Annotated in this window: 14 protein-coding genes and 1 tRNA gene; 5 read left to right on the forward strand and 10 right to left on the reverse strand. The window is 60.5% G+C overall.

What is annotated here, in order from left to right; genetic code table 11:
• Positions 1-12 precede the first annotated feature (12 nt).
• From recO to T518_RS00455, 5 genes are read right to left on the reverse strand one after another with little or no spacing between them, the layout of a single operon-like run.
• Positions 13-750, reverse strand: a complete 738-nt coding sequence (recO, locus tag T518_RS00435; RefSeq protein WP_036373580.1) for a DNA repair protein RecO — start codon at positions 748-750, stop codon at positions 13-15.
• A gap of 1 nt (position 751) precedes the next feature.
• Positions 752-1,417: a DUF502 domain-containing protein gene (locus T518_RS00440; protein WP_036373582.1), complete on the reverse strand. Its 666-nt coding sequence runs from the start codon at positions 1,415-1,417 to the stop codon at positions 752-754.
• Positions 1,417-2,322, reverse strand: a complete 906-nt coding sequence (gene era / locus T518_RS00445) for a GTPase Era (protein WP_036373586.1) — start codon at positions 2,320-2,322, stop codon at positions 1,417-1,419. Before era ends, T518_RS00440 begins: the two co-directional genes overlap by 1 nt.
• Positions 2,323-2,370: 48 nt before the next feature.
• Positions 2,371-2,835: an rRNA maturation RNase YbeY gene (ybeY, locus tag T518_RS00450; protein ID WP_036373589.1), complete on the reverse strand. Its 465-nt coding sequence runs from the start codon at positions 2,833-2,835 to the stop codon at positions 2,371-2,373.
• Positions 2,832-3,845 (reverse strand): PhoH family protein, encoded by a 1,014-nt coding sequence (locus tag T518_RS00455; protein ID WP_036373592.1) that lies wholly within the window; start codon positions 3,843-3,845, stop codon positions 2,832-2,834. The genes ybeY and T518_RS00455 overlap by 4 nt, the downstream gene beginning before the upstream one ends.
• 203 nt (positions 3,846-4,048) lie before the next feature.
• Between T518_RS00455 and bioB the strand changes: the two genes are divergently transcribed.
• Entirely contained in the window at positions 4,049-5,059 is a 1,011-nt protein-coding gene (gene bioB, locus T518_RS00460) for a biotin synthase BioB (protein ID WP_036373594.1), read from the forward strand.
• A gap of 84 nt (positions 5,060-5,143) precedes the next feature.
• Here the strand turns inward: bioB and T518_RS00465 are convergent, their stop codons facing one another.
• From T518_RS00465 to T518_RS00480, 4 genes are all read right to left on the reverse strand, one after another.
• Complete coding sequence (locus tag T518_RS00465; RefSeq protein WP_036373597.1) at positions 5,144-5,539, reverse strand: desulfoferrodoxin family protein; 396 nt, start codon at positions 5,537-5,539, stop codon at positions 5,144-5,146.
• 82 nt (positions 5,540-5,621) lie between these two features.
• A complete protein-coding gene (locus tag T518_RS00470) occupies positions 5,622-6,527 on the reverse strand; it encodes a DUF2156 domain-containing protein (RefSeq protein WP_036374413.1) in 906 nt (301 codons plus the stop codon).
• A gap of 121 nt (positions 6,528-6,648) precedes the next feature.
• Positions 6,649-7,038, reverse strand: coding sequence for a dihydroxyacetone kinase phosphoryl donor subunit DhaM (gene dhaM / locus T518_RS00475; RefSeq protein WP_036373598.1), 390 nt, complete (start codon positions 7,036-7,038; stop codon positions 6,649-6,651).
• Positions 7,039-7,134: 96 nt separating this feature from the next.
• A complete protein-coding gene (locus T518_RS00480) occupies positions 7,135-10,911 on the reverse strand; it encodes a phosphoribosylformylglycinamidine synthase (protein WP_036373601.1) in 3,777 nt (1,258 codons plus the stop codon).
• Positions 10,912-11,225: 314 nt separating this feature from the next.
• On the opposite strand from T518_RS00480, the gene T518_RS00485 reads away from it, so the two are divergent.
• From T518_RS00485 to T518_RS00500, 4 genes are all read left to right on the forward strand, one after another.
• On the forward strand, positions 11,226-11,705 hold the full coding sequence (locus T518_RS00485; RefSeq protein ID WP_036373605.1) for an Lrp/AsnC family transcriptional regulator: 480 nt from the start codon (positions 11,226-11,228) through the stop codon (positions 11,703-11,705).
• Positions 11,702-12,889: a pyridoxal phosphate-dependent aminotransferase gene (locus tag T518_RS00490; protein WP_036373608.1), complete on the forward strand. Its 1,188-nt coding sequence runs from the start codon at positions 11,702-11,704 to the stop codon at positions 12,887-12,889. Before T518_RS00485 ends, T518_RS00490 begins: the two co-directional genes overlap by 4 nt.
• Positions 12,890-13,096: 207 nt before the next feature.
• Entirely contained in the window at positions 13,097-13,333 is a 237-nt protein-coding gene (locus tag T518_RS00495; protein WP_036373611.1) for a hypothetical protein, read from the forward strand.
• Between the two features lie 71 nt (positions 13,334-13,404).
• A tRNA-Arg gene (locus tag T518_RS00500) sits at positions 13,405-13,479 on the forward strand.
• An 81-nt stretch (positions 13,480-13,560) separates the two neighbouring features.
• Here the strand turns inward: T518_RS00500 and udk are convergent.
• The gene (udk, locus tag T518_RS00505; RefSeq protein WP_036373614.1) at positions 13,561-14,181 is read right to left on the reverse strand and encodes a uridine kinase; all 621 of its coding nucleotides are present in this window, start codon (positions 14,179-14,181) and stop codon (positions 13,561-13,563) included.
• Positions 14,182-14,188: the final 7 nt, after the last annotated feature.

The raw sequence follows: 14,188 nt of genomic DNA on the forward strand, positions 1-14,188 counted from the left end.
TTTTTTGTTGTCTCATCCTGTCATGCTGAGCTGCTGGATGAAGGCCAGCGACTTCAGTGGCCGGCCTAAGAGGTCCTGCAGGTAAGTGAGCAGGACCTCTTCCGCTGCAACGAGCAGGGACGATGAGAGGCGCAACTCCCCGCCCTGCCAGTCGAAGTCGCGCAGTCCGATGATGAAGCGGCGCAGTTCATCGGGAAAGGGCTTCGCGTCAGGCGTCGCACAGTCCTGGCAGAGCACGCCGCCCTCGCGCATGGAGAAGGCAGCATCTCCCTCGATCTTCCTGCCGCAGTGGACGCAGTTCTCATAGCGCAGCTGGAGGCCCGTGAACTCCATGAGCTGGTAGACAGCCGCTACGGCCGTTATGCGCGGGTTGCGCTGCTCAAAGGCCGCGAGGATGTCGAGCAGTGCCGAGAACATCTGCGGCTCCGGCTGACCCTCCGGCAGGAACTCGCGCAGGAACTCCGCGACGAAGCTGCCGTAGGCCATCACCATGAGGTCTTCGCTGAGCTTCCTGTAATGGCGGCGCAGCAGGCACTGGCGCACCGTGTCGACGCGCCTGCCCTCCGAGAGCTGCAAATCGAGGTGCGAGAACATCTGCATGCCGCCCGCCAAGGGGCTCCTCGGCCTGCGGCAGCCAAAGGCAGCCGCGCGCACGAGGCCGCGCTCCTTCGTGAAGAAGGTCATCATCTTGTCGGCATCGCCCCAGTTCTTCGAGCCGAGCACGACGGCTTCTGTCTGATAGATTGCCATGTCAGCCCTTCTTCTTTTTGGCGAGCTCGGCTGCCGCCTCTGCCGACACATCCGGCTGCATCTCTGCGTCGCTTTCCAAGCGCCGCGGCATGACAGCGCCGGCTGTCAGCATGTACTGCAGGGCCGACTCGCTGCTGATGTCGAGGTAGATGACATCTTGCTTGCGCACGAAGAGGTTTGTACCCGACGTCATGTTGAGGCTCCAGGGCACGAAGACGCAGACGTAATCATCGCCGAGCTTCTCCTTGAGCATCTGCGGCACATCGGCCATGATGAAGCCGAGCGCCTTCGACTGGTGGAACGGCACGAGCACGACGTGGTCGAACATGTTGTTCGACTCAAAGACGGCCGTCGAGAGGTGCTTGACACTGTTGTAGATGAACTTGACGACAGGGATCTTGCCGAGCAGCGCTTCGCCGTAGTGGATCAGGCGGCGCATGATCCAGTACGACGAGATCCAGCCGACGAAGTAGATGACGAGCACCACTGTGATGATGCCGAGCCCCGGGAAGTAGAACGGCAGGTGCTTGCCGAGCACGCCCTCCGTGAAGTGCAGGACCTCGCTGACGACGAGCAGCGTGATGACGACCGGCACGAGCAGTATAAGGCCGTTGACGAAGCGGCGCGAGACGCGCTTCGACAGACAGCTCTTGCGCTCTTTTGCCATTACGATTCCACCCCGAAGCCGAAGTTGTGGAGCACGCCTTCGCGGTTGCGCCAGTCCTTCTTGACCTTGACCCAGAGGTCGAGGAAGACGCGCGAGCCGAGCAGCGCCTCGATGTCCTTGCGCGCCAGAGCGCCGATCTCCTTGAGCATTGCGCCCTTGGCACCGATGATGATGCCCTTCTGCGAATCGCGCTCGACGTAGATCGTCGCGCGGATGTAGACATCGCCATTCGGCCGCGTCGTCATCTCATCCGTCTCGACGGCCACCGCATGCGGCACCTCGTCACGCGTGAGCTGCAGGACCTTCTCGCGGATGAGCTCGGCGACGATGAGGCGCTCCGGCTGGTCCGTGACCATGTCCTCCGGATAGTACTGCGGGCCCTCCGGCAGGTACTTCTTGACCTCCGTCAGCAGGGAGTCGAGATTCGTCTCCGCCTTGGCCGAGATCGGCACGACACCGACGAACGGGTACTTGTCGGCATAGCGCGAGATGATCGGCAGGACCTGCTCCTTCTCGATGAGGTCGAGCTTGTTGACGACGAGGATGACGGGCTTGCGCGTCGCCTGCAGGCGCTCGAGGATGTAGTACTCGCCCGGGCCCATCTTCTCCGTCGCATCGACGACGAAGAGAATGGCGTCGACTTCCTTGAGTGTGCCCTCGGCTGCCTTGACCATGTACTCGCCGAGCTTGTGCTTCGGCTTGTGGATGCCCGGCGTGTCGAGGAAGACAATCTGGGCATCGGGTTCCGTCAGAATGCAGAGGATGCGGTTCTGCGTCGTCTGCGGCTTGTCGCTCATGATGGCGATCTTCTGGCCGATCAGCGTGTTGATGAGCGTCGACTTGCCGACGTTCGGGCGGCCGATGACGGCGATGAAGCCCGATCTATGTTTTGCGTTCTGTTCCATACCTTCACTTCTTTCTATTCGATTGGTCTTTATGCAATGCTTACCGCGTCATTCGCGCGGGATGCCGAGCTTCTCCATGACGAAGCGCTGCTCCCGCTCCATCTCGAGGCGCTCCTCCTCTTCCATGTGGTCGTAGCCCAGGAGATGCAGCATGCCGTGCACCGTCAGGAAGGCCATCTCGCGCTTGACGCTGTGACCGAAGTCCTTGGCCTGCTCCTCGGCGCGCTCCACCGAGATGACGAGGTCGCCGAGCACATTGAGGTCGGCGCCGCCCGTGACTTCCGGCTCCTCGCTCTCATTGAGCGCAAACGAGAGGACATCCGTCGGACGGTCGATGCCGCGGTACTGACGGTTGAGCTCGTGGATGTAATCGTTGTTCGTCAGCGTGATGCTGACCTCGCCGTTCTCGACGCCGTAGATCTCGCCGACCTTCTGGGCCGCCGCCGTCACATTCTCGACGTATTCCTGCGGCACTTCGAGATCCTCTGGATAATTGCTGATGATGACATTCACTTCGCGCGCACCTCCCGCTGCTTATCTCGCTGCTCCTTCTCTTTCTTCTTTTTCTCTTCCCAGGCACCGTACGCCTCGACGATGCGCGTGACGACATCGTGGCGGATGACATCGACAGGCGCCATGCGCACGATGCCGATGCCCTTGACGTCCTTCAAGACCTGGCTCGCCTCGCGCAGGCCCGACGCGACGCCGCGCGGCAGGTCGACCTGGCCGAGGTCGCCCGTGACGACCATGCGCGAGCCGAAGCCGAGGCGCGTCAGGAACATCTTCATCTGCTTGTCCGTCGTGTTCTGTGCCTCGTCGAGAATGACGAAGGCGTCTTCGAGCGTGCGGCCGCGCATGTAGGCGAGCGGCGCAATTTCGATGATGCCCTTGGCCATGAGCTTCTGGTAGCTGTCCTGGCCGAGGATGTCCTGCAGCGCATCGTAGAGCGGGCGCAGGTACGGGTCGACCTTGTCCTGCAGGTCGCCCGGCAGGAAGCCGAGACGCTCACCAGCCTCGACAGCCGGGCGCGTCAGGATGATGCGCCGCACCTCCTTGTTGCGCAGGGCCGCGACAGCCATGACGACAGCCAAGTATGTCTTGCCCGTGCCGGCCGGCCCGATGCCGAACGTGATGGAATTGTGGCGGATCGTGTCGAGATAGAGGCGCTGGCCGAGCGTCTTCGGGCGTACGTGGCGGCCGCGCGCGGTCACGAGGATCGTGTCGCCGAAGAGCGTGTGCAGTGCCTCGCCCTTGCCGCCGCGCACGAGACCGATGCCGTAGCGGACCTCATGCATCGTGATCGTCGTGCCCTGACGGTAGAGATACTGGAGCTCTTCGACGAGCGTTGCTGCCATCTTCACCTCAGCGGCTTCGCCGAGGATCTCGAGCTGCTCGCCGCGGCTGATGAACTGGCAGTCAAAATTCTCGCGGAACACCTGCAAAAACTCATCCCGGTCCCCGAGAAGTGCGTATGCTTCTTTATGGTCTTCAAAGACAATCTGTCTTTTCAATGCCTGCTGCAAAGAAATACTTCACCTGCTTCTTTCCACTATATAGAGATAAAACTTCCAATATAGCTTCATTTTACAACACCTGCCCGATTTGTCAATGAAATACCGCTTTTTGTCAAGCACTCTTATCCTAAAGGTTGACGGTTAACCGATATTATCCTATAATGTTGACCATAATCCCACACCACGACGCACATATGAATCGAGGTCTTATCATGTCCGAATCCAATTGCCTGAAACTCGCCAAAAGCATTATCGCCGGCCGCCGCATCAAGCGTGGAGACGATCTCTCGATCTTCCTCACCGCACCGCTCCCGGAACTGCAGGAAGGCGCCCGCCTGCTGCAGGATCACTTCTGCGGCAATCACATCGACTTCTGCACGATCATCAACGGGCGCAGCGGCCGCTGTGGAGAGAACTGCAAGTACTGTGCACAGGCGGCCTGCCATCACACGGGCATCGAAGAATACGCCTTCCTGCCCAAGGAGACGATCATCGCCTACGCGCGTGCGAACGAGGAAGCCGGCGCCAACCGCTTTGCCATCGTGACCTCCGGCCGGGCGCTCTCAGGACGCGACTTCGACCGGGCCATCGAGACGTATGAGGCCATGCGCGATACACTCCACATCGACCTCTGCGCATCGCACGGCCTGCTGACGCGCGCCCAGCTAAGACGCCTGCGCGAGGCTGGCGTCACGAGCTACCACCACAACATCGAGACGAGCCACCGCTTCTTCCCACAGATCTGCACAACGCACACGTACGACGACCGCATCCGGACCATCAAGATGGCGCAGGAAGAGGGCTTCTGCGTCTGCTCCGGCGGCATCATCGGCATGGGCGAGACATGGGAGGACCGCCTCGACATGGCTCTCTCCCTGGCGGAGCTCGGCATCGAGTCCATCCCCATCAACGCCTTGATGCCGATTCCCGGCACGGGCATGGAAGGCCGCGCGCAGTTGCCGGCAGATGACATCCTGCGCACGATCGCCTTCTTCCGCTACATCAATCCAGCAGCCAACATCCGCCTGGCCGCCGGGCGCAAGCTGCTGCCGAAAAACGGCGCCACCGCCTTTTGCGCCGGTGCCTCGGCTTCAATCACGGGCAACATGCTCACGACCTCCGGCACGACGATCAAGGAAGACATGGCCATGATCGCGAAGCTCGGCCTGACGAACCGCGAGGAAGACTGCCATGCTGTCACAGGAACATGCGGCGCACGCTGACGCAGGAACGCAGGACATAGAAAAGAGGAAGGACCCTCACGTCCTTCCTCTTTTTTCGTGCCTTCCGTCTTCAGACCTCCGTTCTCAGTCCTCGTGGAACTCTGCCTTCCAGAGGCCGTGGAGGTTGCAGTAAGCAAACGCCGCGACCGGCTTTTCGCCGCCGGCCAGCATGAATACTGCCTCCGGCGTCTCACCCGGTTTGAGGTGCTTGATCTGTGCGCCGTTCTCCGTCTCGAGGTGGATCCACTCGATGAAGTGCTCCGGCAGCATCGGATGTGCGACCGTGCCGACCTGTACCGTGACCTCACCGCCCTCGCGGTCCAGCGTGATGACCGGCACGTGCTTCTCAGCAGCCGCATCGACCGTATTGGGGATGAGTTCCTTCATCGGCTGGCCGCAGCAGCTCAGCGGGCCGCCAGCGTCCTTGATGAGCCCGACGATGTTCCCACATTTCTCACATACGAAAAAACGCTTTGCCATAAAAATACCTCCCCTGATGAATCGATCTTTTACAGACTTACACCTTTATTGTAGCGAATCCAAACGCATGTTGCAAGGCGGATCACTTGCGGCGTGCGTTGAATTTCTCGATCATCTTGAATGGCTTGTACGATTCCTTCGCCTTGCGCAGTCCCTCATGGCCCATGTCCTCCTCGCGGTTGATGTAGGTCATCGCGCTCCAGGCGTGCTCGACGAAGCCCTGGTTGATGGCCGGGTACGCGCCGCGGATATTCGGGTCCGCCTTCTCGACATGGATGACGGCCGTATCGGCATTGAGCGCCTCGCCGAACGTGAAGGCGATGATGCGGTCATCGAGGCGGATGGCGCCGCCCTTGAGCTTGAAGTAGTCGAAGTCGTTGAAGATTTCGAGGATAGCCTTGCGCTCCCAGCCGATGAAGGGGTCGTCCGGCTCATCCTGGATGCGCAGCTTGTACCAGTTGTTGAGCTCGATCTTGCAGGCCGTGATGATGTCCTCCGTGATGGGCAGGTACTCAGCCTGCGGGTACATCTTGCGGAAGGCGTTGAGATGGTTCTTCTTGGAGTGGAGCTTGCGGCCCGAGAGACTGATGAGTTTCTCTGCCTCGTAGACGTAATCCCAGTTGTCGCGGTCATCCTCGATCTCAAAAGAGGCACCGTCGTACTGCTCGAGGAACTCTGCGTAGGCCTTCTCGATGCCCGTGAAGAGCACGGGGCGGCCCTGTTCTTCAAAATAAGAGAGAATCTTCGCCGTCGCCTCAGGCCACTTCTCCTCTGCACAGAACGGCTGGATGGCCATGAGCTCGCCTTCCCACTCGCACGTCATGTAGAGCACATCGCCATCCTCTGCCCATCTGACATGGTACGGCTCGCGCCACATGAAGAAGTTCGTGAAATTGAAGTGGGAATTCTCGTAATAGCCGCTGGAAAAATGACGGTCCAGCACCGGCTTGTCTTCTTTCGTCAAATCCTGGAAATCGATGATTCTCATCCTCCCGATGCGCGCCGATGGGTCCCAAACGAAACGGATGCCGAGCGCGCGCGGCATCTGTTACGTATACTCTTACAGCTATACATTATATCAACTTTGTCAAATCGAGTTTGTGACTGACTCACGGCCTGACGATCTTTTCCATATGGCGAGATGATTCCGCCCTGCGCACAACTTCGTCAAGGCCTGCCCCGCTCGCCGCAGCGAGAGCCGCGAGCACGGCGCCCTCGGCGATTGGGCAGTCTACGAGGCGCACGGCCTCGTCGCGGCACTCCTCGACCGCGAGCTCGGCCGTCATGACGGCCGAGCCCATGTCCATGAGCACGACGGCACCATCCGTGCCGCAGACATCCTCGATGGCGACCTTGACGCGCTCGTAGCTCGTGCCGAGCAGTCCTTCATCGAGGCCGCCCGCCGCCTCGATGTGCACGTTGTTTGCCATCATCTCCGCCAGCTCCTTGACGCCCTCCGCCAATTTCTGGCTGTGTGAAACGATTACGATACCAACCAAAGTGATGCCCCCCTGATAGTAAGAATGCGGCCAGTAGGCACTGACCGCATTTGTCAATTATTCTTTATTGTATCACGCCGACGGCGCAGCGTCTACTCATTTGTAGTAGCGGACACCAGCCTCGAAGAGCTGCTGATCCTTGCTGCCCGGGACGTTCTTGGCGACATCTTCGCCAATGCGCTCCGAATGGCCCATCTTGCCGAGCACGCGGCCGTCCGGGCTCGTGATGCCTTCGATGGCATCGACAGAACCGTTCGGGTTGAACGGGATGTCGAGCGACGGATTGCCGGCTGCATCGACGTACTGCGTCGCGATCTGGCCGTTTTCCTGAAGTCTCTTGACCGTCTCGGCGTCAGCCACGAAGCGGCCCTCGCCGTGCGAGATGGCGATCGTGTGGACGTCGCCGACCTTGACGTTGTTGAACCACGGCGAGAGGTTCGAGATGACGCGCGTGTCGACCATGCAGGAAGCATGGCGGCCGATCGTGTTGTGCGTCAGCGTCGGGGAGTTCTCGGAGAGATCGCGGATCTCGCCGTACGGCACGAGGCCGAGCTTGATGAGCGCCTGGAAGCCGTTGCAGATGCCGAGCATCAGGCCGTCGCGCTTCTGAAGGAGTGCCATGACCTCTTCCTTGATGCGCGGGTTGCGGAACATCGCCGCGATGAACTTGCCCGAGCCGTCCGGCTCATCGCCGCCGGAGAAGCCGCCCGGCAGCATGATGATCTGCGAGCGCTTGATGCCATTGACGAGCGCCTCGACCGTCTCCTCGACAGCCGTCGGCGTCAGGTTGCGCACGACGATCGTCTCGGCCGTAGCGCCGGCGCGCTCCCAGGCACGGGCCGAATCGTACTCGCAGTTCGTGCCGGGGAATACCGGGATGATGACATGCGGGCGAGCGATCTTTGTCGCAGCGGTGATGCCGTTGCCCTTCGTGTACGGGGCATACGATACCTCGCCCTTGACCTTCTTCGTCTGCGTCGGGAAGATCTTCTCGAGCGGCGTCGTGTAGGCCTTCTCTGCCTCTTTGATGCTGACGGCGATGCCGTTCACGCGGATTTCCTGCTCTGCCGTCGTCTGGCCGAGCTCATAGGCGCCCGTCTCGGCAAGCGCTGCCGAGACATCGACATCGTCCGCAAGCTCGAGGACGATCGTGCCATAGTCGGCGCAGTAGAGCTGCTCTTCCGTCATCTCCTTCGCGAACGCAAAGCCGATGCGGTTGCCGAGTGCCATCTTTGTGACGGCTGCGGCAATGCCACCGACGCCGATGCTCTGCGCAGCGCGCACCTTGCCCGCTGCCGTGAGCTGGCGGATCTTCTCGAAGTTTGCGCGCAGTTTCGGGAAGACCGGCAGGTCCTGCTCGTCCTTCTCGGCCGGCACGACGTAGACGCGGCTGCCCGCCTGCTTGAACTCCGGCGAGACAGCACGGTCGGCCTTCATGACGTCGACAGCGAAAGCTGCGAGCGTCGGCGGCACGTGGATGTGCTCGAACGTGCCGGACATGGAGTCCTTGCCGCCGATGGCCGCGATGCCGAGCTCATGCTGTGCCCAGAGAGCGCCGATGAGGGCTGCGAACGGATTGCCCCACTTCGCCGGGTCCTTGCCGAGACTCTCGAAGTACTCCTGGAACGTCAGGCGGATCTTCGCGGCGTCACCGCCGAGCGCGACCATCTTGGCCGCTGCTTCGACAACCGAGTAGAGGGCGCCGTGGAACGGGCTCCACTCCGTGAAGGCCGGGTTGAGGCCGAACGTCATGGCCGTCGCCGTCGTCGTCTCTGCGCCGAGCACCGGCAATTTGGCGACCATGCCCTCAGCCGGCGTCAGCTGTGTCTTGCCGCCGAACGGCATGAGGACCGTGTTGCCGCCGATCGTCGAGTCGAAACGCTCAGCGAGGCCCTTCTGGCTGCAGACGTTGAGGTCCTGGAGGTTTGTAAGCCACGCGGCCTTCGCGTCAGAGCCGCAGGCCTTGACGGCTGCCGGGACTTCGGCGAGGTAGCGCTTTGCCGTGTCCGGCTGTGCGATGACGGCCGTGACATGCTGGCGCACGCCGTTCGTGTCGAGGAAGGCGCGGTTCATCTGGACGATCTCGTTGCCGCGCCACTTCATGATGAGGCGAGGCTGCTCCGTGACGACGGCAACAGGCGTTGCCTCGAGGTTCTCATCATCCGAGAACTTCTGGAAGGCCTCGACATCCTTCGGGTCGAGCACGACGGCCATGCGCTCCTGCGATTCAGAGATAGCAAGCTCCGTGCCGTCGAGGCCCTTGTACTTTTTCTTGACGGCATCGAGGTCGATGACGAGGCCGTCGGCGAGCTCGCCGATGGCGACAGCGACGCCGCCCGCACCGAAGTCATTGCAGCGCTTGATCATGCGGGAGACCTTCGGGTTGCGGAACAGGCGCTGGATCTTGCGCTCCGTCGGCGGATTGCCCTTCTGGACCTCTGCGCCGCACGTCGTCAGCGATTCTTCCGTGTGCTCCTTCGACGAACCCGTTGCACCGCCGCAGCCGTCACGGCCCGTGCGGCCGCCGACGAGCACGATGATATCGCCGGCTGCCGGGCGCTCGCGCACGACATTCTCCTTCGGCGCCGCTGCGATGACCGCACCGATCTCCATGCGCTTCGCCATGTAGCCCTCATGGTAGACCTCGCGGACCTGGCCCGTGGCGAGGCCGATCTGGTTGCCGTAGGAGCTGTAGCCGGCAGCAGCGCCGAGCGTGATCTTCTTCTGCGGCAGCTTGCCCGGCAGCGTCTCGCTGAACGGGCGGCGCGGGTCGGCAGCACCCGTCACGCGCATGGCCTGATAGACGTACGAACGGCCCGAGAGCGGATCGCGGATAGCGCCGCCGAGGCACGTCGCCGCGCCGCCGAACGGCTCGATCTCCGTCGGATGGTTGTGCGTCTCGTTCTTGAACATGACGAGCCAGTCTTCCTGCTTGCCGCCGATGTCGGCCTTGACGACGATGCTGCAGGCATTGATTTCCTCGGACTTGTCGAGGTCATCGAGCAGGCCTTCCTTGCGCAGCGCCTTGGCGCCGATGACGGCGATGTCCATGAGCGTGACCGCGCGGTCTGTATCCTCGCCGTAGAGCGTGTCTCTGTCTTCCTTGTACTTGCGGTAAGCTGCCGTCAGTGCCGGAGAGAAGTAGCCGTCCTCGATCGTGATATCGTCGATGGCCGTCGTGAACGTCGTGTGGCGGCAGTGATCCGACCAGTAGGTGTCGATGACGCGCAGCTCCGTGATCGTCGGCGCGCGGTGTTCCGTGTCGCGGAAGTACTCCTGGCAGAACTTGAGGTCCTCAAAGCTCATGGCAAAGCCGCGCGCATCCATGAACGCATGGAGCTCGTCTTCGCTCATCGCGTTGAACGAAGTCAGCACCTCGACATCGGCCGGCTCTTCCGTGACCATGTCGAGCGACTCCGGCTTTTCGAGCGACGCCTCGCGGCTCTCGACGGCATTAATGCAGTAATCCTTGATCTCCTGCAGCGCCTTGTCATCGACTGTTCCCGTCAGCACGATGACGCGTGCCGTAGCGATCTGCGGACGCTCCTTCTGCGTGACGAGCTGAACGCACTGCGCTGCAGAATCCGCCGTCTGGTCGTACTGGCCCGGCAGGTACTCGACGGCAAACATGCGGGAATCCTTGAATGCTGGCAGCGTCTCTTCATAGACTTTGTCAACAGGTGCTTCCGCAAAGACGACAAACTTGACCTTCTCGTACTCCTCATCGCTGAGGCCCTCGATGTCGTAGCGGTTGATGATGCGGACCGCCTCGAGGCCATCGAGATGGAACGTCTCCTTCAGATCGTCGCAGAGCTGCTGAGCCGGGATGTCGAATCCCTGTCTTTTTTCTACGAAAATTCTTCTTACCGTCATGAGTGCTTTTTCCTCCAAACGCAAAACAGATCGGGAACACTTCGTCCAAGGATCGCCACCTCGCGGATGGGACCCCTTCTACGGTTTATTGTACCGAAAGTGAACGGCCATTGCAAGAAGGCTTCCTAATCTTTTCGCAAAGAGACGCTTGACCGCATGCCATTCTCCATTTGTCTCTATCGAGTGGAAGGGATTGTCTCATGATTCATTCTTGCTTTCCCTCATGGTACAGATATGATATAATTATTCTGATTTCTACGAATTGATTTCACACGATGTTTCACTCAGGTTCCAGATAGCAAGGGGGATTTTACATGAAAGAATTGCTGGAGCTCCTCGAGCACGACGCGCGCCGTCCTGTCAACGAGCTGGCCTCGATGCTGCACCGCAGCGAGTACGAAGTCGAGCAGGATATCAAGAAGCTGGAGAAGGACAAGATCATCCTGTCCTACAACACGCTGATCAACTGGGAGAAGTTCGGCACGGACACTGTGACGGCCGTCATCGAGATCAACCTGACGCCGCAGCGCGAGGTCGGCTTCGACGCCATTGCAGAACGCATCTACCGCTTCGATGAGGTCCGCACCGTCTACCTCATGAGCGGCAGCTTCGACCTGCTCGTCATCATCGAGGGCAAATCCCTCAAGGATGTCGCCAACTTCGTCGCGACGCGCCTCGCCACCATTGAGGGCGTCACGCAGACGCGCAGCCACTTCATGCTCAAGCCCTACAAGAAGGACGGCGTCATCATCAACGACGAAGAGCGCGACCGCAGACTGGTGGTGACACCATGATCGAGAAGAGAAACGACTGGCAGGAGCGCCTCTCGCCGCGCGTCAATGCCATCGCCCCGTCGGGCATCCGCAAGTTCTTCGACATCGCCGCGCAGATGGAAGACGTCATCTCACTCGGCGTCGGCGAGCCAGACTTCGTCACGCCCTGGTCCATCCGCGAGAGCTGCGTCTACGGCCTCGAGCAGGGATACACCTCGTATACGGCAAACCGCGGCCTGCCCGAGCTGCGCGAGGAGATTGCCCGCCACTACGCCGACGAGTACGGCTGCTCATACGATGCCGACACCGACATCCTCGTGACGGTCGGTGTCAGCGAAGCGCTCGACCTCGTCATGCGCGCCATCCTCGCGCCAGGCGACGAGGTCCTGATCCCTGAGCCGTGCTACGTCTCCTACCAGGCCTGCACGATCCTCGCGGGCGGCAAGCCCGTCGCCGTGCCGGCCAAGATCGAGAACGAGTTCCGCATCACGCCGGACGAGCTCGAAGAGCACGTGACCCCCAGGACGAAGGCGCTGCTCATCGGCTATCCGAACAACCCGACGGGCGCCATCATGACGCGCAAGGATCTCCTGGCCATCGCGGCCTTTGCCGAGAAGCACGACCTCATCGTCATCTCCGACGAGATTTACGGCGACCTGACGTACGGCGGCGAGAAGCACGTCTGCTTCTCCTCCCTGCCCGGCATGCAGGAGCGCACGATCCTCCTCAACGGCTTCTCGAAGGCCTACGCGATGACGGGCTGGCGCATCGGCTATGCGCTCGGCAACAAGGCCTTCATCAGCGCCATGACGAAGATTCACCAGTACACGATGCTCTGCGCGCCGATCACAGCCCAGATTGCGGCCATCGAGGCGCTGCGCCACGGCGAGAAGTACATGAAGAAGATGGTCGCTGAGTACGACCGCCGCCGCCACCTGATCTACGACGGCTTCACGAAGATGGGCCTGCCGTGCTTCGAGCCGAAGGGCGCCTTCTACATTTTCCCGGACATCACGAGCACGGGCTACACCTCCGACGAGTTCGCCGAAGAACTCCTCAAGGCCGAGCACGTCGCCCTAATCCCGGGCTCCGCCTTCGGTGCCTGCGGCGAGGGCCATGTACGCTGCTCGTACGCGACATCCATCGACAAGATCTCCGAGGCGCTCGCGCGCATCGAGAACTTCCTCAAGAACCACAAGCGGTAATCCGCTGCACCGCGCTCCGTCCGTATTTCTCGTACTGACGGGGCGTTTTTTCTTGCTTGAATTTTCTTCATCGCATTGCTGTAAGATGCACCAAATCCTCCTTGATATTGGCCTGCTCCGTGCTATAATGGAACCATTCTCAAATTGAACATCAATTCGCCATTTCATTTGGGCCGGCGTCTATGGAGCCGGCAGAAAGGAGATCTTATGGACTGGGCAAAAGGCTACATGCTCATCACTCTCGTCGCATTCCTTTGCGAGTACATCCGCCTGCGCGTGGATTATCACATCCTGGAGGTCGTCATCATGGTGGCTGCCATACCGTTCGCCATCTTCGCCGTCTGCGTGCTCCTCTACCTCGTGCTCTCTGTGCTGACAGACCGCGTCTGTGACCTCATCGAAGTGAGCCGCGCCAAGAACCACGGCATGCGCACCGATCCCTGACGCACAGCAGACAAAATTGACAAGCCCGTGCGTTTCATGCTATACTATCTTTTGTTCCCAGTGAACAACATGCGCTCGTAGTCCAGTGGATAGGACGTTGGCCTCCGGAGCCGAAAGCGGCAGTTCGACTCTGCCCGAGCGCACCACTTGAAATCATGCCCGCTCTTTCGAGCGGGTTTTTTGATGCAAAAAGCAGCCTCCCTCGCGGGCAGGCTGCTTTTCTTGTATTAGGACTCCCCGTTCTCGAGGATGTCCTGTATCTTCGTCTTCATGATGTCGAAGGCCACATCGTTGAGGCCGCTGTTGATGACGATGTCGGCGAGATTCTTCGTCGGCTCGACGTAGAGATAGTGCATCGGCTTGACCGTCGTCAAGTACTGGCTGATGATGTTCTCGAGGTCACGGCCGCGCTCGTTCATATCGCGCAGCACGCGGCGCAGGATGCGCTCATCGGCATCGGCCTCGACGAAGATCTTGATGTCGAAGAGATTGCGCAGGCGCTCATCCTGGAAGATCAGGATGCCCTCGACGATGATGACCTGGCTCGGCTCGATGACCTTCGTCTCCTTAGAGCGCGTGTGGCGCGTAAAGTCGTAGACGGGACACTCGATGCTCTTTCCCTCACGCAGCGCCTTGAGATGCGCGACGAGCAGGTCCGTCTCCAAAGAGTCCGGATGGTCGTAGTTGATGTACTGGCGCTGCTCAAACGGAATCTCGTCATGTGCCCTGTAGTAATCATCGTGATAGATGACCGTGACGCGGTCCCCGAAATGCGCCTTGAGCCGGTTCGTGAATGTGGACTTGCCCGAGCCCGTGCCGCCCGCAATGCCGATAATCGTCGTCTTCAATTCTGAA

The sequence above is a fragment of the Mitsuokella jalaludinii DSM 13811 genome, assembly GCF_000702905.1.
GTDB lineage: Bacteria > Bacillota > Negativicutes > Selenomonadales > Selenomonadaceae > Mitsuokella > Mitsuokella jalaludinii.

What these genes read in the sequence shown, in the direction of transcription:
- recO (WP_036373580.1), bottom strand. Translation starts at nt 750, where the DNA reads ATGGCAATCTATCAGACAGAAGCCGTCGTGCTCGGCTCGAAGAACTGG.
- T518_RS00440 (WP_036373582.1), bottom strand. Translation starts at nt 1,417, where the DNA reads ATGGCAAAAGAGCGCAAGAGCTGTCTGTCGAAGCGCGTCTCGCGCCGC.
- era (WP_036373586.1), bottom strand. Translation starts at nt 2,322, where the DNA reads ATGGAACAGAACGCAAAACATAGATCGGGCTTCATCGCCGTCATCGGC.
- bioB (WP_036373594.1), top strand. Translation starts at nt 4,049, where the DNA reads ATGTCCGAATCCAATTGCCTGAAACTCGCCAAAAGCATTATCGCCGGC.
- T518_RS00465 (WP_036373597.1), bottom strand. Translation starts at nt 5,539, where the DNA reads ATGGCAAAGCGTTTTTTCGTATGTGAGAAATGTGGGAACATCGTCGGG.
- T518_RS00470 (WP_036374413.1), bottom strand. Translation starts at nt 6,527, where the DNA reads ATGAGAATCATCGATTTCCAGGATTTGACGAAAGAAGACAAGCCGGTG.
- T518_RS00480 (WP_036373601.1), bottom strand. Translation starts at nt 10,911, where the DNA reads ATGACGGTAAGAAGAATTTTCGTAGAAAAAAGACAGGGATTCGACATC.
- T518_RS00485 (WP_036373605.1), top strand. Translation starts at nt 11,226, where the DNA reads ATGAAAGAATTGCTGGAGCTCCTCGAGCACGACGCGCGCCGTCCTGTC.
- T518_RS00490 (WP_036373608.1), top strand. Translation starts at nt 11,702, where the DNA reads ATGATCGAGAAGAGAAACGACTGGCAGGAGCGCCTCTCGCCGCGCGTC.
- T518_RS00495 (WP_036373611.1), top strand. Translation starts at nt 13,097, where the DNA reads ATGGACTGGGCAAAAGGCTACATGCTCATCACTCTCGTCGCATTCCTT.